Origin of the sequence: Streptomyces sp. NPDC021115 (assembly GCF_044333065.1) — a bacterium.
GTDB lineage: Bacteria > Actinomycetota > Actinomycetes > Streptomycetales > Streptomycetaceae > Streptomyces.
The window spans coordinates 25,460-42,258 of record NZ_JBIRQF010000003.1 but is presented as its reverse complement, the minus strand read 5'-3'; the positions used below and the strand labels follow the sequence as shown (position 1 = coordinate 42,258).

The window sequence follows — 16,799 nt, the reverse complement described above, 5'->3', positions numbered from 1 at the left end:
GTCCAGAAGCTAGCCATACCTGTTCAGTCCTGTCCAGTACCCCGAGCGAAGTCCCTGTCTCAGCGGCCGCCCATCCAGCGCTCCAGGCCCACGGCGTCCAGCGGCAGGTCGGCGGACAGCACCTCGGCGCCTTCCGGGGTCACCAGGAGGTCGTCCTCGATGCGGATCCCGATGCCGCGCAGCTCCGGCGGAACCGTCAGGTCGTGGGCGTGGAAGTACAGGCCGGGCTCCACGGTGAGCACCATGCCGGGCGCCATCTCGGCGCCCTGGTACGCCTCGTACGAGGACTGGGCGCAGTCGTGCACATCGAGCCCGAGGTGGTGGCCGATGCCGCAGACCAGCCAGCGGCGGTGGTGCTGGCCGCGCTCCGACAGGGCCTCGTCCACGGAGACCGGGAGGAGCCCCCAGTCGTGGAGGCCGTGCGCGACGACCTCCATCGCGGCGTGGTGGAAGTCGGTGAAGCGCTTCCCGGGGCGTACCTGGGCGAGCGCCGCGCGGTGGGCCTTCTCGACCAGGTCGTGGACCTGGGTCTGCGCGGCGGAGAAGCGGCCGGAGGCGGGGAAGGTGCGGGTGACGTCGGCGGTGTAGAGCTCGCGGGTCTCGACGCCCATGTCCAGCAGGACCACGTCGTCCGGGCGCACCGGACCGTCGCAGCGCACCCAGTGCAGGGTGGGGGCGTGGGCGCCGCTGCCGACGATCGTGGCGTAGCCGGGGCCGTTGCCGTGGGTGCGGGCGTGGCGTTCGAAGGTGCCTTGCAGCCAGCGTTCGCCAGGGCCTTCGAGGGCGGTGGGGAACTCCGCGACCACGGCGGCGAATCCGGCGACGGTGCGGTCGACGGCCTCGCGGAGCCGGGCGATCTCCCAGTCGTCCTTGATCATGCGCAGTTCGGCGAGGGTGCGTTCCAGTTCGGCCGAGGGCTTGTGGTGGTCGTCGGCGGTGAGGGGCCCGGTGATCAGCGGGTCGGCGAGCCCGGTCAGCGCGGTCTCCAGCTCACCGGCCGGGCGGACGTCCAGCTGGAGCGCTTCCGCCCAGTCGCCGGGGCCGGGTGCGGCGCCGACCCACAGCTCGCCGTAGGCGGCGTCGGTGAAGAACCCGGGCTCGCCGGGGTGGGCCGGGGGCGGCAGATACAGCGTCGCGTCGTGTCCTGCGCCGGTGGGCCGCAGGACGAGGACGGCGTCCTCGGCCCCGCAGCCGGTGAGCCAGGCGAAGTTGCTGTCCGGGCGGAAGTCGTAGCGGGTGTCGTTGCTGCGTACGGGCGCGCCGCCACTGGCCACGACGAGGGCCCGGCCGGGGAACAGCGCGCCGAGCCGGGCGCGGTGTGCGGCGGCGGCCTCGGGCGCGCCGGGGGTGGTGGGCGGCGTACGGTCGGGGGTGGCCCAGCCCTGGCCCATGTACGCGGCGAAGCCGGGGATGTCGCCGAGCCGCGGCAGCCGGGGGTCCGGTGCGGCGGGAACGGGCCCGGAGCGGCCGGGTGGTGTCCGGTCGGCCATGGTGATGCCTCCTCAGGGTCGGTCGTTCGCCCAGTCGTTGGCGCGTCCGCCCGAGGCGGCGCGGGCGCGGCGGGCGCGGTCCCAGGCGGGGTCGATGCGCGGGATCGCGGCCAGCAGGGTGCGGGTGTACGGGGCCTGTGGCTCGGCGAAGACGCGTGCGCACGGGCCCGTCTCCACGACCCGTCCCTCGCTCATGACCGCCACCCGGTGCGCGATGCGCCGCACCACGGCCAGGTCGTGGGCGATGAAGAGGTACGCGTAGCCGCTCTCGCGCTGGAGCCGCCGCAGCAGGTCCAGCACCTGGGCCCGGACCGAGACGTCCAGGGCGGAGACCGCCTCGTCGCAGATGACGAGCCGTGGGCCCACGGCGAGCGCCCGGGCGATGCCGATGCGCTGGGCCTGCCCGCCGGAGAACTGCGCGGGGTAGCGCTGGGAGTGGTCGGGGTCGAGGCCGACCCGCTCCATCAGCTCCTTGGTGAGCGCGCGCCGCCCGCCCTTGGGGGCGATGCCCTGGTAGTCCAGCGGCGCCATGAGGATGCGTTCCACGGTGTGCCGCGGGTTGAGCGAGGAGTACGGGTCCTGGAACACGACCTGGACGCTCTTACGGAACCGGGCGAGCGCGGGCCCTTGGGCCCCGGTGACGTCCTCGCCCGCGAACTCCAGGCCACCGCCGGTCGGTTCCATCAGCTTCGCGGCCATCCGGGCCGTGGTGGACTTCCCGCTGCCGGACTCTCCGACGACGGCCAGGGTCTCCCCCGGGTGGATGTCGAAGCTGACCCGGTCGACGGCGGTGAACGCGACCTTCCGGCCGAGCACCCCACCGGGCCCGCGGCCGGTGAAGGTCTTGGTCAACTCCCGTGCCCGCAGCAGTGGTTCGCTCACGGACGCACCTCCACGTCGTCGTCGACGCGCGGCACGCTCTCCAGCAGCGCCCGCGTGTACGGATGCCACGGATCGGAGAAGACGCGCTCGGCCTCCCCGTACTCGACCTGCTCGCCCTCGCGCATCACCAGGACCCGCCGCGCGAGCGAGCTGACCACGGCCAGATCGTGGGTGATGAACACCATCCCGGTGCCGGTGCGCTCCTGGAGCCCGGCGAGCAGCGCCAGGATCTGCGCCTGCACGGTGACGTCGAGCGCGGTCGTCGGCTCGTCCGCGATCAGCAGCGAAGGGGAGCACACGAGCGCCATGGCGATCATGACGCGCTGGCGCTGCCCGCCGGAGAACTGGTGCGGATAGTGGCCGGCGCGCCGCTCGGCGTCGGCGATGCCCACCTGCGTCAGCGCCTCGACGGCCACCGCCCGCGCGGCCTTCCGGGAGCCGCCGCGATGCGCCCGGTAGACCTCCTCGATCTGGAGGCCCACCGTGTAATAGGGGTTGAGCGAGGACAGCGGGTCCTGGAACACCATGGAGATCCCGTCGCCCCGGATGCGGCGCAGCTCGCGGTCGGGGCGGCCGAGCAGTTCCGTGCCGTCGAGGCGGACGCTGCCGGTGACCGTCGCGCCGCGCGGCAGCAGCCCCATGACGGCGAGGCTGGTCATGGACTTGCCGGAGCCGGACTCGCCGACGATGCCGAGGGTGTCGTCGGCGTCGACCGTGAAGGACACGCCCTTGACGACGTCCACGGGGCCACGGGTGGTGGGCAGGGTGACGGTGAGCTCGTCCACCACGAGCAGTCCGGGCCCGCGCACGGCACTCATCGGATCCTCACTCTCGGGTCCAGGGCGGTGTAGACGAGGTCCACGACCACGTTGCCGACCACCACGAAGAAGGCCGCCAGCAGCGTGACCGCCATGATCACCGGCTGGTCGTTCTTGGCGATGGAGTCGGCGGCCAGCTTCCCGATGCCACCGAGGCCGAAGACGGTCTCGGTGATGAGGGCGCCGCCGAGCAGCCCGGCGAAGTCCATTCCGAGCAGGGTGGTGACGGGGGTGAGCGCGGGCCGGAGCGCATGGCGGCGCAGTACGAGGGACCGCCCCAGCCCCTTGGCCCTGGCGGTGCGCAGGAAGTTCTCGGACAGCGTCTCGATGACATGGGTCCGCGTCAGCCTCGCGTAGAGGCAGGCGTATCCGGCCGCGAGCACCATCCATGGCATCAGATACGACTGGAACCACCGCGCCGGATCGTCCGAGAAGGCGACGGCCGAGGGGAACGGCAGCCATTCGAGCTTGACGACGAGCACGTACTGAAGGACCAGCGCGAGTACGTAGTTGGGGACGCTGATCCCGCCGAGGGCCAGGGCCATCGCGCCGCGGTCCCACCACGTCCCCTGCCGTACGGCGCTGAGCAGCCCGGCGGCCACCCCGACGAGCAGCCACAGCACCGCGGCGCCGACGGCCAGGGTGACGCTGACCGGAAGCCGTGCGGTGATCATGGACCAGACGGATTCGTCGGTCTGGAAGCTGTAGCCGAGGCAGGGCGCCGGGCAGTGGACGAGGGTGGCGCCCGAGCCGTAGTCGCGTCCGGCGAAGAGCCCGCCGAGGAACGCCCCGAACTGGCTGAGGAACGGCCGGTCAAGACCCAGCGCCTCGCGGATGGCGCCGATCCGCTCCTCGGTGCAGGTCTTGCCGCAGATCATCACGGCGGGGTCGGGCGAGAGCTGGAAGAAGATGAGGTAGGTGAACAGGCAGACGGCGAAGAGGATGAGGACGACCCCGGCGAGCCGTCCGATGAGGTAGCGGACCATCAGGCGGCGGCCTCCCCCTCGTCGATGGCGTGCCGCAGCCGGTCCCCGAGGACGGTCAGCGACAGCACGGTGAGGAAGAGGAACGCGCCCGGGATCACGAAGTACATCGGGTCGACCTGGTACCAGCTCACCGAGTTCGCGATCATCTGCCCCCAGGACGGGGTGGGCGGGGTGATGCCGACGCCGAGGAAGGAAAGCCCGGCCTCGGTGCCGATGTAGCCGGGCACGGCGAGCGTGGCCAGGACGGTGATCGGGCCGCGCAGATTGGGCAGGATCTCGCGGAACACCAGATCGCGGTCGCGGGCGCCCGACGCCCTGGCCGCCTCCACGAACTCCCGGCTCGCCAGCGCCATCGTCTGCCCCCGCACGACGCGGGCGAGATACGGCCAGCCGAAGCCGCTGATGACCACCACCAGCAGCACCGGCCGGTTGCCCGTCGGCAGCGAGGACAGGATCGCGATCATGAAGATCAGCGCGGGGAACGCCATCAGGAAGTCCATGAGCCGGGAGATCACCTGGTCCACCCATCCCCGGTAGAACCCGGCCAGCATGCCGAGGACGACGCCGAGCACCCCGGTCAGCAGGGTGCAGGAGAGCGCGATCAGCAGGGACACCCGGGCGCCGTGGACGATGCGCGCGAGGACGTCCCGGCCGTTCTGCGGTTCGACGCCGAAGAGGTGCTCGGCGCCGATGCCCCCGTACGAGCCCCGGGGCGCCCCGCCGAGCCCGGTGTCGACGGCGGAGGAGTCGAAGGCGTACGGGCCCCAGCCGGTGAGCGCGGTGATCAGCGGCGCGCACAGCGCCATCAGGCAGAGCAGCCCGAGGAACACGGCGGCGGCCACCGCGGCGCGGTCGCGCCGCAGCGCGCCGACGACGCGGCGGCCCGAGGTCGGCGCGGGCGACGGGCTCGTGGCCAGGCCCTGCGCCTCGGCGTCGGGGAGCGGTGTGCCGGCGACGCTCATCAGGACTTGTCCGGGTCCGCGAGGCCGACGGAGACGAGGTCGATGCCGCCGGAGAAGCCCGCGTGGAGGTACGCCCCCGCGATGTTGCTGCCCACGACGCCGACGTACTTCTCGTACATCAGGGGCACGACGGGGGCGAGCTTCATGATCTGCTCGTCCAGTTCGCCGTAGGCGGCGTTCTGCTGGTCGACGTCCTTCATGGCGGCGATCGCGTCGATCCGGTCGTTGACGCCCTTGTCGTCGAGCTGCGCGAGGTTCTGGTTTCCCTTGGCGGCGATGTGCCGGCCGTCGAACAGCGGCGGCAGGAAGGTGGCGCCGGACGGCCAGTCCGGGCACCAGCCGGTGATCGCCGCGTCGTGCTGCTGGGCGGGGGTGCCGATGGCCTCGTAATAGGTGGCGGTGTCGATGGTGTTGAGCTTGACCTTGATCTTCAGCGGGGCCAGCGCCTGCTGGAGCGCCACGCCCTGGGCCTGCATATACGGCTGGGAGCGGATGTCGAGGGTGAGGGTGAAGCCGCCGGTGGCCCCCGCCTCGCGGAGCAGCCGCCGTGCGGCTGCCAGGTCGCCCTTGCCGCCCTCGCTGGGGTACGGGTCGTACGCCTTCCGTCCGGCGATGGTCGGCGGCTGGATGGACGTGGCCCGCTGCGCCTTGGCCGTGCCGCCGACCGCGTCGACCTGGGTCGCCTTGTTGACGGCGTACGCGATGGCCTGGCGCACCTTGATCTGGTCGAGGGGCTTCTTGGTGGTGTTCAGGCCCAGATAGGTGGTGCAGCCGGTGAATCCGCTCAGGGTGCGCTTGCGCAGTTCGGGGGTCTGGATGCGGGCGACGGTGGCGGGCTGGATACCGGCCCCGCCCGCGATGGCGCTGGCGTCGTCGCCCTGGCCCGCGATCATGCGCTCGTCGATGGTGGCGCCGTCCAGGCCGAAGGTCCACGCGAAGTGGTCGGGCAGGGCCTTGCGGATGGTGTCCGTGTCCGGGTCCCAGTGCGTGTTGCGGTCCAGCGTGAGCGAGGCGCCGCGCTTGTAGGAGGCGACCTCGTACGGGCCGGAGGCGATGGGCGCGCGGTCGAACTCCCCCTTGCCGCCGGTGCCCTTGGGGAAGGGGACGAACGTGGGCTGGGCGGTGACGCTGCCGAAGTCCGCGTAGGGCCGCTTCAGATGGAAGACGATCGTCCGCGCGTCCGGGGTCTCGATCGTGGGCAGCTCCCCGGAGGCGTACGGGCCCCGGTAGCCGTCGGGGGCGTCGATGAGCTGCTTGGCGTACGGGGAGCCGATGCCGATCTCGGGGTCCCAGGCCCGTGAGACGCCGAACTTCACCTCGGCGCTGGTGATGGGGTCGCCGTTGTCGAAGCGGAGCCCCTTCTTGAGGGTGAACGTCCAGGTCCTGCCGCCGTCGGAGGGGGTCCCGGTGTCGGTGGCGAGGTCGGGCCGGATGGCCGTACCGGCCTTGCCGGGCGCCGCGCCCTGGGTGGTCAGGGTGCGGTAGATCAGGCGGTAGAAGTTGTTGACCCCGCCGTCGAAGCCGCGGGCGGGGTCGAGGTGGGAGAACGCCACGTTGGTCAGGACGCGCACGGTGCCGCCCCTGGCCGCCTTGCCGCCGGGTCCGGCCGCGGACGAGGCCCCCTGCGGGCCGCCGCCGGAGCAGGCGGCGAGGGCCAGGGCCGTCAAGGAGGCCAGCGTGGCGATCCGGAGGGAGCGCGGTCTTTTCGCGGTGCTTTTCACTGTGCCTTCTTTCGGGGCTGGGCCTGAGCTGGGCCACCGACGGGCGCTATGTGACATTGCACTGGTGCTCATGACGGTAAAGGGCGGGCGGGGAGTTGCCAAGATGCCGGATCCGGAACGGTGTTGGAGCCCCCGGCGCGGGCCGGGGGCTGCCGTGGCGGGGTTACGGGCTCAGCGGCCGCAACGCAGGTCGCGCAGCGCGATGGCGTCGCCCATCACCCGCATCCCGGTGTCATTGGGGTGGAGATGGTCGCCGCTGTCATAGGCGGGCAGCATCCGGGTGGGCGCCTCGGGGTCCCGGACGGCCCGGTCGAAGTCCACGACCGCGTCGAACGCACCGCTGGTGCGGATGAAGGTGTTGACCTGTTGACGAACCGTCTCGTCGACGGCCTCGTACTCCCGCCATCCCTCGTACGGCATGACGGTCGCCCCGACCACGCAGACGCCGCGCGCGTGGGACCGGTCGATGATCTGCCGGTAACCGGCGATCAGTTCCTCGGCCGTCGGGCCCGGGGTGGCCTTGATGTCGTTGATGCCCTCGAGAAGGATCGTCGTGCGCACACCGGCCTGGGAGAGCACGTCCCGGTCGAGCCGCTTCAGCGCGCTCTCGGCGGAGCCGTCGGCGAGGATCTTGTTGCCGGAGATGCCCTCGTTGGCGACGCCCTTGAGCGGGGTGCGGGGGTCGGCGAGCAGTCGGCGGGCGAGGAAGTCCGGCCAGCGGCGGTTGGTGTCCTGAGAGGAGGCGGAGCCGTCGGTGATGGAGTCGCCGAACGCGACGACGGCGCCGGTGCCAGGGCGCGGGCGCACGACGGCCGCGTCCAGGTAGTACCAGGAGGTGATCGCTTGCGTGTACGCGTCGGCACCCTCCTCGGCGGCGTGGTCACCGGCCGGTGCGACGTACGAGGTGGCGCGGGCCCCCTTGTGGCCGGTCGCGAGGGTGCCCGCGCTGCGAACGTAGAGGCTGATCGCCAGGTCCGACTGGGCCCGGACCCGGCCCGGCAGCGGATCGCTGTACACGACACCGCCCGCCGGTACGGTCACCGACGAGGCGCCGCGGAAGGTCAGCCGCCCGTTGCTGCCGGGCACGACCGCCGCGCCGGACGCCCGGACGCCCGCGTACGCGCGCCCGAAGGTCACCGGCTGGTCGCCGTAGGCGTTGGAGAGCCGGATGCGCAGGTCCCGGCCGCCGACGCTGGTGTGGATGACGAACCGGTAGGTCAGGTCCTGGGCGGCGGTTCCGGCGGGGTAGGCGCTGGAGCCCCAGGTGACGACGGAGGAGCGCGGGGCGGGGGCCACGGTGGCGGACTGGGCGGCGGCGTAGGACTCGGTTCCGGAGGCCACGACGACCCCGAGGGCGGTGGCGGTCACGGCGAGGATGCCGACGGCACGTACGGATAAGCCAGGTCTCTGCATGATGCGGTGGTTGCCTCTCTCGACAGTGGAGCGACAGTTGAGTGATCGGATGAATTGATACGCATTCCGATCGCCCTGTCGAGAGAGGGCGCCAAACTCCGAAACTTTCGAGACCTATGGCCTTACATCATCGGATCTCTTCGGCCTTTTGGAGATCCGCCCGGTCGGCGGCCGCGACCACCCCGTCCCGCTCGGCGCGACTGAACAGCCCCTCGGACAGCCAGCGGTCGGCGAGGGTGCGCACCGCCCGGACGAAGCGGCCGGAGGACGCGAAGGGGGCCTGCGCCCAGAGCACATCGAGGAACGTGAGGCCGTCCCCGCGGGCGCGGTTCGGCACGCCGGAGTCGGCCGCGCCGAACACGACGACCGGCTCCGCGCGCTTGAAGTACGCGTGGTACGGGACGTCGTCGGCGAGGTGGAACGGCGCGAGGGTCAGGCCGTGGGTGGTGAAGTGCAGCGGCCGGTCGCCGGGCCGGATCGCGTCGGCGAGATCGCCGCGGAGGGTGAAGTCCTTGTAGAAGGAGAACGCGCGGAACTCCGTCGCCCCGCTCCGGGCGACCAGCAGGACCGGCCCGTAGAACACCGACTGCACGGCGGGATCGTCCAGGGCCCGTTCGACGCGCAGGCGGTACGGGGCGGAGATCCGGACCCGGTCGCCGCGCCGCCAGTCCCTGCTGAGGGTGAGATAGCTGCCGGGCACCGCCTTCGCCCGCTGCCGCACCCCGTTGACCGTGACGGTGAAGCCTCCCGTGGCCCAGGACGGAACCCGGAGCTTCAGGTCGAGCCTCCCCCGGCCCGCGCGGAACGCCAGGGTGCGGGCGCCCTCGTCCGGGTAGTCGCTGGTCTGCTCGATGACGAAGCCCCGCTCCGGCCACCGCAGCGTCGAGGCGAGGGAGAGGTTGACGTAGAGCGCGGTGCCATCGGCGGAGCGGAAGTACACCGAGTCCTGGTACTTGGTGTGGTTCTCCATGCCCGTGCCACCGCAGCAGGTGCCGGTGTTGTCGTACTCGCGCCGCACCCCGGGGCCCATCCCGACGAAATAGGTGACCTCCGGGCTGTCCGTGCTCGGGGCGTCCCGGCGGGAGGCGAGGATGTGGTTGGTCAGGCCGCGCTCGTAGTAGTCCATGTACGCGGCGTCCGGCGCGCGGAAGAACAGCTGTCGGCTCAGCTTGAGCATGTTGTACGTGGCGCAGGTCTCGGCGTTCTTGTCGTCCAGGGTGGCCGCGATGGCGTTGCGGGCCCGGAACATCTCCCCCTGTCCCGTGCCGCCCAGGCTGTACGTCCGGGGGCCCGCGACCATGCCCCAGAAGTTGCGGGCCGCGTCGGCGTATTCGGCCTCCCCGGTGTGGTCGAACAGCCTCAAGTAGCCGGTGAATTGGGGGATGTGCTGGTTGGCGTGCTTGCCCTCCAGGGTGTCGCGGTCCTCGGCGCAGGCGCCCAGCAGCGCGGTGTTGTCGAAGCAGCGGGCGGCGGCGAGATGTTCCGGGCGGCCGGTGAGCGCGTACAGGTCCGCCATCACCTCGTTCATCCCGCCGTACTCACCGGCGATGTAGATGGACCACATCCGCTCCAGCTGGGCCTTCGGCAGCCGGCCGAGGCGGCTGTGCACCCAGTCGCCCATCCCCGAGGCGATCTTCAGGGCCTGCTCGTTCCCGGCCAGGGTGTGGGCGTCGAGCAGACCGCGCATGATCTTGTGGCAGGTGTAGTACGGCGCCCAGATGGTGGGGTACGTGGTGTAGCTCTCCAGCAGGATGAACTGGGTCTCCGGATACGCCGCCAGATACCCGGGGCGGCTGGGTCTGGGCGAACCGTGCTCCGCGAGGGCCTGCTGGCACTCACCGAGCGCGCCGACCAGATGGTCGAGCTTGGTCCGGAGCGCGGCCTCCCCCGTGTCGGCGCACGCCTGGGCGATGAGGCTGAGGAAGTGGCCGCCGTAGTGGCCGCGCAGATTGCCGTCTGAGGTCTCCCAGCCCCCGGGCGGCAGGGCGCCACGGGTGTCGAGCCCGGCGTTGGTCCGGAAGACGGCCAGGATGCGGTCGGCCGGATAGGACCGGGCGTAGTCGAGCATCAGATCGCGCTTGCGGCGGAACACACCGTCGCCGAGGGATACCTGGTCCAGCGGGAAAGGGCGTACGGACCAACTCGCCGACGCGTCCGGGGCGTTGGCCGTGGCCTCGGCGGCGTGCGCCTGCGGCAGGGCGTACCCGAACGGGGCGGCGGCCGCGGCTCCGGCGGCGAGCCGCAGCGCGTGGCGGCGGGAGGGGGTCTGGGACATGCTCGGACTCCGATCGTCGGTCGAGGTGACGCGCGATGGATGTGGCGGGGCATGACGCTGTGACGGAAGCGGGCCGCAAGGGCTTTCAGTGACGGTAGAACCCGGCTCATGACCCGTCAACGCGGCCGTGGTGCTCGGCGTCGACCCGTGTGGTGACACCGGTGTCGGCCAGGGTGCGGGTGGCGTCCACCGAGGCGTGGATCCACAGGATGCGCATCGGCTCGGTGGCGGAGGCGTTGCGGAAGCGGTGCGGGGTGCCCGCGGCCACGTAGGTGGTGTCGAAGCGGGTCAGCTGGTGTTCGACGCCGTCGATCTCGGCGATGGCATTGCCTTCGAGGACGGTCACGCCTCAGGGGGGTGTTTCTCCTTGTCAGGGGCGCGGAGTGGGCCTCAGCGCTGCGCGGCGCCGGATTCGACGGCCTTGATGACGGCCGCGGTGAATTCGGTGGTGGAGGCGGTGCCGCCGAGGTCGCGGGTGGAGGTACCGGTGGCGATGGCCTGGGCGACGCCCTTCTCGATGAGCTGTGCGAGCCGGGCCAGTTTCTCGTCGCCGTGTTTGGCGGCGAGCCATTCGAAGAGCATGGCGCCGGAGAGGGTCATGGCGACGGGGTTGGCGGTGTTCCGTCCGGCGATGTCGGGGGCGGAGCCGTGGGATGCCTGGGCCATGGCGGTGGTGGCGGAGGCGTTGATGGAGGGTGCGGTGCCGAGCGAGCCGGAGATCTCTCCGGCGAGGTCGGAGAGGATGTCGCCGAACATGTTCTCGGTGACGATGACGTCGAAGTCCTGGGCGCGGCGTACCAGGTGGACGGTCATGGCGTCGATGTGGAAGTCGTCGACCGTCACGTCCGGGTAGTCGCGGGCGACTTCCTGGCAGACGGTGCGGAAGAGGCCGGTGGTGAGTTTGAGGACGTTGGCCTTGTGGACGATGGTGAGCTTCTTGCGGCGTGAGCGGGCCAGGTCGAAGGCCACGCGGGCGACGCGTTCGGTGGCCTGGCGGGTGATGATGCCCATCATGATGGCCGTATCGGGGGTGGGCATGAATTCGCCGGTGCCGGCGAAGGTGTTGCGGTCGGCGTAGAAGCCCTCGGTGTTCTCGCGGACGATGACCAGGTCGGCGCTGTCGCAGACGGCTTTCGCGCCGGGGAAGCTCTTGGCGGGGCGGATGTTGGCGAACAGCTGGAAGTGCTTGCGCAGGGTGCCGGACGGGTTGAGGGCGGATGCGTGCGGTTCGGGGTAGCTGACGGAGTCGTGCGGGCCCAGGTACCAGCCGTCCAGGTCGGCCAGCACGCTCTGGGTCCCGTCGGGGACCGGGGTGCCGTGCGACTCGATGGCGCTCGCGCCGAGCGGCAGGGTGACCCAGTCGATGGCCACGCCGGTGGCGCGGGCGGCCGCGGTGGCGATCTCCACGGCGGACGGGACGATCTCGGGCCCGATGCCGTCACCCTCCAGGACACCGAGGCGGTACGTGGTGCTCATGGTGTGGGTTCCTCTCCGATGAGTTCACGGGGTGGGCGGCGGCCGCACACCGGGGTTCCCCGCTTCGGTGCCGCCGCGTCACTCTAGGCAGCCCCGGATAACTGGTCAACCGGTTAACCGGATGTGGACGTGCAGGGCCCACTCCCCCGCCGGGCGGCGACGGTCAGTCGTCGGCACCCTGCTCCAGCGCCTCCTTGAGCCGCCGCGAGGCGCCCTCCATGTGCCGGGACATCGCCTTCCGGGCGGCCCGCGCGTCGCCCTTCTCGACCGCCTCGAAGATCGGCACATGGTCGGCGTACGCCACCTCGCGGGTCCGGACGGCGCCGGTGCGCTCGACCCAGCCGCGCTGGATCATGGCGCGCATCCCCTTGAGCATGTCCCGCAGGACGGAGTTCCCGGCCAGCTCGGCGAGCGCGGCGTGGAACGCGGTGTCGGCCTCGGCGAACTCCACGTCGGGACAGCCGCGCATCGTGGCCAGCCGGGCGCGCAGCAGCTCCACCCCGGCCTCGTCGCGGGCCTCGGCGGCGAGCCCTGCGACCACGACCTCCAGTTCGGCGCGGGCCCGGAGCATGTCCTTCGCGCCGCGCTCGCCCAGCACCAGGCCGAGCTCGAAGAGGCGGTAGAGCACATCGGAGTCGGGGCCGCGGAAGTACGTACCGCTGGACTGCCGGATCTCCAACAGACCAAGAAATCCAAGGGACTTGATGGCCTCGCGCACGGTGGGCCGGTTGACCCCGAGCATCTCGGTCAGCTGCCGCTCCGACGGAATGCGGTCACCGGGCTGCACCTCGCCGGACATCAGGTACTCGATGAGGCGGCGCGAGACCTCGGCGGCCAGCGGCTCCCGCGGCTCGACCGTGATTCTCGAGAGTTCGGCCATGGGATTCCCTCACTTCGCTCGCGACGACCGGCGGCGAGTCTAGTGTCCCGCGGGGCGGACCGGTCGACCGGTCGTCCGGATCTCACCCGCCCTGACGGACCTCACCCGCCCGCGCCGACGCCTACGCGCCGCCCAGCGCTCAGGGAGCCGTGGGACGCCCGCGGGGGTCGAAGGCGTACAGGTCCAGGATCTCCGGCAGCGGCGCGACGCCGGGGCCACCGGCGGAGACCCAGGCGGCGATGTCCTCGGTCGCGTCCGCGTCGTTGACCAGCCCCAGCCAGACCGGTCGCGCACCGGCGGCGCGGCCCTCGGCGGAGGGCTGGACGACGACCACGTTGGCCTGGTCGCACACGTCGAGGCAGTCCGAGATCCGCACCGGGGCCACCTCGCGCAGCCGCTCGGTCTGGGCGGCATGGTCGACGCGGGTGATCTTGGAGCTGCCGCAGCAGCAGTCCCGGCACACGACCACACGGCAGGGCGGCGGTACGGGCCTCATCGGCATGAGCTTTACCTTTCCTTTGACAGCGGACGAGCCCACCGCATAACTTCAACATCACCTGTATCGCACAAGGATCCGAGGGGGCGGCCGTGCGGACACCGCTTCTCACCAAGCGCCGGTATCTCGATCTTCGCAGGTCCACCACCACGGGATGTTGAGCGGTCCCTTCCCCGCGGCACCCTCCGTTCTTCTCCCGCGCCTCCCCTGGACCCTCATGCCTCCCGCCCGCATATCGCGGCGCGGCCTGCTGTCGCTGGCCGCCGCCTCGTCCGGTTCCGCCGCGCTGTCGGCGTGCTCCGGCGCCGACTCCGGCGGCACGGTCGTGCCGTTCTACACGACCGAGTCGGACCCCACCTCGCTCGCCTTCTACCGCTCCGTGATCAAAAAGTTCGAGCGAAAGCACCCCGGTGTCACCGTCAAGATGACGCTGTACTCGGACGAGAACCAGCTCCAGTACCTCCAGACGGCCATGCAGACCGGCACCGACATCGGGGTCTTCGCGCCGCCTGCCGCGAACATCCTCGACTGGGCCGTGAAGGGCTATCTGCTGCCCCTCACCGGCATGATCGAGGACATCGGCGAGGACGACTTCCTGCCCGGCACCCGCATCGTGCACCGCGGCGAGGACTACGCGATGCCGTTCCAGGCAGGCGCCTCCGTCCTCTACTACCGCAAGGACCTGCTCGACAAGGCGGGCATCGCCCCGCCCCGCGCTTACGGCCAGTTCCTCGGCGCGGTGCGCGAGCTGCACGGCAGGGACGGCATCGACGGCATCTCGTCCGGCGCGGGCAACACCCCCGGGATGACGACCCAGTTCCTCTCCCCGTACGTCTACCAGGCGGGCTGGGACTACTACGGCCCGGACGGCGAGGTCCTGTTCGGCAAGGACGAGGTGCTGGACGCCGTGAAGCGGCATGTGGCCATCATGCGGTACGCGCGCAAGGGCGCGTACAACACCAACTACCCGGACCTGATGAACACCTACATCTCCGGGAAGGCCGCCTTCGCGACGATGGCGGGCAGGCTCGGCGTCAACCTCGCCCAGCAGAACCCGCGGATCGCCGACGTCACCGGCGTCCTCCCGGTCCCCGCGGGCCCGTTCCGCACCGGGCGGCTGGCGTACGGCGGCAAGAACCAGTACAGCGTCTTCGCCCGCACCCGGCACAGACGCGTCGCCAGGGCCTTCCTCAAGGAGCTGACCACCGGCGAGAACGCACTGAAGTTCGCCCTCACCGTCCCCGGCCACCTCGTGCCACCGCTGAAGTCCGTCAAGGACCGGCTGCGCGAGGAGATCGGCGTCTCGGACGACCCTTACCTGAGGAAGCACGGCGACTGGGTGCGCACCATCCTCGACCTCGTGCCGCACGCGATGAGCCCCGACATGGCCATGGGCTCGGTCGTGAACGGACACTACGACGGCAAGCTCTCCAACCCCTGCCCCTGGGCGGGCAAGGCATGGGCGCCGCCACCGGCCGACGCCACGATGGTTCAGTCGATCCTGCTGCGCGGCGACGACCCCGAGCAGGCGTGGCGCCGGGCCGTGGACCAGTTCGCCTTCGCCGCCCGCGACTGGCGGTCGGCCAACCCGGAGTGGAGGCCCGCGGCATGAAGACGCTCCGTCTCGGGCGGGTCCTCCAGTACGTGGCGCTGGCCGCCGCCGTGCTCATCGCCGATCTGCCGCTGCTGTGGATCCTGTTCACGGCCGTCAAACCGGACGAGGAGATCATCTCCTATCCCCCGACGTTCCTCCCGCACACGCTCACGCTCGACAACTTCCACACCCTCTTCGAGATCTCGTCCTTCGGCTCGTATCTCACCAACTCGCTCATCGTGGCCACGGTCTCGACGCTGCTGGTCGTCGTGCTTGGCACATGTGCCGCGTACGCGCTCATCCGGTTCCGGATCCCCGGGCTGCGGTGGGTCGGGGAGCTGTCGCTGTTCGCGTATCTGGTGCCGCCGATCCTGGTGCTGGTGCCGGTCTCGCAGCTGGTGGCGCGGCTCGGGCTCGCCAACAACCTGCTCGCGCTGATCGTGATCTACACGGCCACGCTGCTGCCGTTCGCGCTGTGGACCCTGCGCTCGTACTTCCACGGGCTCACCGTCGAGCTGGAGGACGCGGCGATGGTCGACGGCTGCACCCGGTTCGGCGCGTTCGTACGGGTCGTCCTGCCGCAGTCGGTGCCGGGGGTGATCGCGACCGCCGTGTTCGCCTTCAACGCGGCCTGGAGCGAATACCTCTTCGCCTCCACGCTGATGGCGGAGCCGGAGAAGCTGACGCTCAGCCCGGGGCTCTCGCTGCTCATGGACCAGACGAGCGTCTACTCGTGGGGCGTGCTGATGGCCGCCGCGCTGATCGTGGTGGCGCCCGTGCTGGTGCTGTTCGTGGTCGTCCAGAAATTCCTCGTCGGCGGCATCGGACAGGGGGCCGTGAAGTGACTGCCGTATCCGGATCCCGGACGTCCCGCACCGCCGCGGGGTCGCGTGAGCGGGCCCGGCGGCGGGGCCTGTCCGACCGGGCGCTCGGCACCCTGATGCTGGTGCCCGCGCTCCTGCTGCTGCTCGTGTTCGCCGTCTACCCCTTCCTCGCCTCGGTGTTCGACAGCTTCTTCCGCGTCGACTTCCTCACCCGCGAGCACACCTTCCTCGGCCTCGACAACTACCGCCGACTGTGGGAGGACCCGGCCGTGCGCGGCGCGTTCGGGCGCAGTGTGCTGTGGGTCGCGGGGAACCTCGTGATCCAGGCCGCCGCCGGGGTCGCCGTCGCGCTGCTCCTCAACGCCGGGCTGCGCGGCCAGACCCTGGCCCGCGGGCTCGTGCTGTTCCCGTACGTCGTACCCGCCGTGGTGGCCGCGATGGTGTTCCGCTTCGCGTTCAACGACACCTCGGGCGTGGCCGGTTATCTGCTGCGGACGCTCGGGCTGAGGGACACCCTGGTGAACCCCTTCGCCGACCCGGCCATGGTGATGTTCGCGCTGGTCGCGGTGAACTGCTGGAAGTACGTTCCGTTCATCGTTATCGTCGTCCTCGCCCGCCTCCAGACCCTGCCGGGCGAGCTGCGCGAGGCGGCGGCGCTGGACGGCGCCGGGCGGTTCGGGATCTTCCGCTATGTGACGCTGCCGTGGATCGCCCCGGCGCTGATCGTCGCCATGCTGATGCGCACGATCTGGACGGCGTACGACTTCGACCTGCCCTATCTGCTCTCCGGCGGCGGCCCGATGGACACCTCGACCACCGTCCCACTGGAGATCAAGAAGCTGGCCTTCGCCGACCAGGACCTCGGCCTCGCCTCCGCGCTGGCGGTGTGCGTGGCCATCCTCCTGGTCGCGGGCGCGCGCCTGTACCTGCGCGCGTACAAGGCGAGCGAGGACGCGACGGGCTGAACACCCCAGGCACTTGC

At 71.1% G+C, this 16,799-nt stretch carries 15 protein-coding genes; 3 read left to right on the top strand and 12 right to left on the bottom strand.

Features of this window, described 5'->3' with window-relative positions; genetic code table 11:
* Positions 1–59: 59 nt before the first annotated feature.
* The 12 genes from ACH4TL_RS10690 to ACH4TL_RS10635 form a co-directional block, all read right to left on the bottom strand.
* A complete protein-coding gene (locus ACH4TL_RS10690; protein WP_398326135.1) occupies positions 60–1,490 on the bottom strand; it encodes an aminopeptidase P family protein in 1,431 nt (476 codons plus the stop codon).
* 12 nt (positions 1,491–1,502) lie between these two features.
* Complete coding sequence (locus ACH4TL_RS10685) at positions 1,503–2,372, bottom strand: ATP-binding cassette domain-containing protein (RefSeq protein WP_398326132.1); 870 nt, start codon at positions 2,370–2,372, stop codon at positions 1,503–1,505.
* Complete coding sequence (locus tag ACH4TL_RS10680; RefSeq protein WP_398326129.1) at positions 2,369–3,190, bottom strand: ABC transporter ATP-binding protein; 822 nt, start codon at positions 3,188–3,190, stop codon at positions 2,369–2,371. The genes ACH4TL_RS10685 and ACH4TL_RS10680 overlap by 4 nt, the downstream gene beginning before the upstream one ends.
* Positions 3,187–4,176 carry an ABC transporter permease gene (locus tag ACH4TL_RS10675; protein WP_398326125.1) on the bottom strand — a complete coding sequence of 330 codons (990 nt, stop codon included), beginning with the start codon at positions 4,174–4,176 and terminating at the stop codon, positions 3,187–3,189. The genes ACH4TL_RS10680 and ACH4TL_RS10675 overlap by 4 nt, the downstream gene beginning before the upstream one ends.
* Positions 4,176–5,138, bottom strand: coding sequence for an ABC transporter permease (locus tag ACH4TL_RS10670; RefSeq protein WP_398326122.1), 963 nt, complete (start codon positions 5,136–5,138; stop codon positions 4,176–4,178). The genes ACH4TL_RS10675 and ACH4TL_RS10670 overlap by 1 nt, the downstream gene beginning before the upstream one ends.
* The gene (locus ACH4TL_RS10665; protein ID WP_398326119.1) at positions 5,138–6,805 is read right to left on the bottom strand and encodes an ABC transporter substrate-binding protein; all 1,668 of its coding nucleotides are present in this window, start codon (positions 6,803–6,805) and stop codon (positions 5,138–5,140) included. Before ACH4TL_RS10665 ends, ACH4TL_RS10670 begins: the two co-directional genes overlap by 1 nt.
* A 225-nt stretch (positions 6,806–7,030) precedes the next feature.
* Entirely contained in the window at positions 7,031–8,272 is a 1,242-nt protein-coding gene (locus ACH4TL_RS10660) for an SGNH/GDSL hydrolase family protein (protein WP_398326116.1), read from the bottom strand.
* Between the two features lie 127 nt (positions 8,273–8,399).
* Complete coding sequence (locus ACH4TL_RS10655; RefSeq protein ID WP_398326113.1) at positions 8,400–10,547, bottom strand: glycoside hydrolase family 127 protein; 2,148 nt, start codon at positions 10,545–10,547, stop codon at positions 8,400–8,402.
* Positions 10,548–10,653: 106 nt separating this feature from the next.
* Positions 10,654–10,893, bottom strand: a complete 240-nt coding sequence (locus tag ACH4TL_RS10650; protein WP_398326110.1) for a cupin domain-containing protein — start codon at positions 10,891–10,893, stop codon at positions 10,654–10,656.
* Between the two features lie 44 nt (positions 10,894–10,937).
* Positions 10,938–12,023: an isocitrate/isopropylmalate dehydrogenase family protein gene (locus tag ACH4TL_RS10645; RefSeq protein ID WP_398326107.1), complete on the bottom strand. Its 1,086-nt coding sequence runs from the start codon at positions 12,021–12,023 to the stop codon at positions 10,938–10,940.
* A gap of 163 nt (positions 12,024–12,186) precedes the next feature.
* On the bottom strand, positions 12,187–12,903 hold the full coding sequence (locus ACH4TL_RS10640; RefSeq protein ID WP_398326104.1) for a FadR/GntR family transcriptional regulator: 717 nt from the start codon (positions 12,901–12,903) through the stop codon (positions 12,187–12,189).
* 139 nt (positions 12,904–13,042) lie between these two features.
* Entirely contained in the window at positions 13,043–13,405 is a 363-nt protein-coding gene (locus ACH4TL_RS10635; RefSeq protein WP_398326101.1) for a (2Fe-2S) ferredoxin domain-containing protein, read from the bottom strand.
* A gap of 211 nt (positions 13,406–13,616) precedes the next feature.
* On the opposite strand from ACH4TL_RS10635, the gene ACH4TL_RS10630 reads away from it, so the two are divergent.
* From ACH4TL_RS10630 to ACH4TL_RS10620, 3 genes are read left to right on the top strand one after another with little or no spacing between them, the layout of a single operon-like run.
* The gene (locus ACH4TL_RS10630) at positions 13,617–15,011 is read left to right on the top strand and encodes an ABC transporter substrate-binding protein (protein WP_398326098.1); all 1,395 of its coding nucleotides are present in this window, start codon (positions 13,617–13,619) and stop codon (positions 15,009–15,011) included.
* Positions 15,008–15,838, top strand: coding sequence for a carbohydrate ABC transporter permease (locus tag ACH4TL_RS10625; protein ID WP_398326095.1), 831 nt, complete (start codon positions 15,008–15,010; stop codon positions 15,836–15,838). Before ACH4TL_RS10630 ends, ACH4TL_RS10625 begins: the two co-directional genes overlap by 4 nt.
* Positions 15,835–16,782: a carbohydrate ABC transporter permease gene (locus ACH4TL_RS10620; protein WP_398326092.1), complete on the top strand. Its 948-nt coding sequence runs from the start codon at positions 15,835–15,837 to the stop codon at positions 16,780–16,782. Before ACH4TL_RS10625 ends, ACH4TL_RS10620 begins: the two co-directional genes overlap by 4 nt.
* The last annotated feature ends 17 nt before the right edge of the window (positions 16,783–16,799 follow it).

Bases quoted from the DNA above. Each gene is read 5' to 3' on its own strand.
- ACH4TL_RS10690 (WP_398326135.1), bottom strand. From the start codon at position 1,490: ATGGCCGACCGGACACCACCCGGCCGCTCCGGGCCCGTTCCCGCCGCA.
- ACH4TL_RS10680 (WP_398326129.1), bottom strand. From the start codon at position 3,190: ATGAGTGCCGTGCGCGGGCCCGGACTGCTCGTGGTGGACGAGCTCACC.
- ACH4TL_RS10675 (WP_398326125.1), bottom strand. From the start codon at position 4,176: ATGGTCCGCTACCTCATCGGACGGCTCGCCGGGGTCGTCCTCATCCTC.
- ACH4TL_RS10670 (WP_398326122.1), bottom strand. From the start codon at position 5,138: ATGAGCGTCGCCGGCACACCGCTCCCCGACGCCGAGGCGCAGGGCCTG.
- ACH4TL_RS10660 (WP_398326116.1), bottom strand. From the start codon at position 8,272: ATGCAGAGACCTGGCTTATCCGTACGTGCCGTCGGCATCCTCGCCGTG.
- ACH4TL_RS10655 (WP_398326113.1), bottom strand. From the start codon at position 10,547: ATGTCCCAGACCCCCTCCCGCCGCCACGCGCTGCGGCTCGCCGCCGGA.
- ACH4TL_RS10645 (WP_398326107.1), bottom strand. From the start codon at position 12,023: ATGAGCACCACGTACCGCCTCGGTGTCCTGGAGGGTGACGGCATCGGG.
- ACH4TL_RS10640 (WP_398326104.1), bottom strand. From the start codon at position 12,903: ATGGCCGAACTCTCGAGAATCACGGTCGAGCCGCGGGAGCCGCTGGCC.
- ACH4TL_RS10635 (WP_398326101.1), bottom strand. From the start codon at position 13,405: ATGCCGATGAGGCCCGTACCGCCGCCCTGCCGTGTGGTCGTGTGCCGG.
- ACH4TL_RS10630 (WP_398326098.1), top strand. From the start codon at position 13,617: ATGCCTCCCGCCCGCATATCGCGGCGCGGCCTGCTGTCGCTGGCCGCC.
- ACH4TL_RS10625 (WP_398326095.1), top strand. From the start codon at position 15,008: ATGAAGACGCTCCGTCTCGGGCGGGTCCTCCAGTACGTGGCGCTGGCC.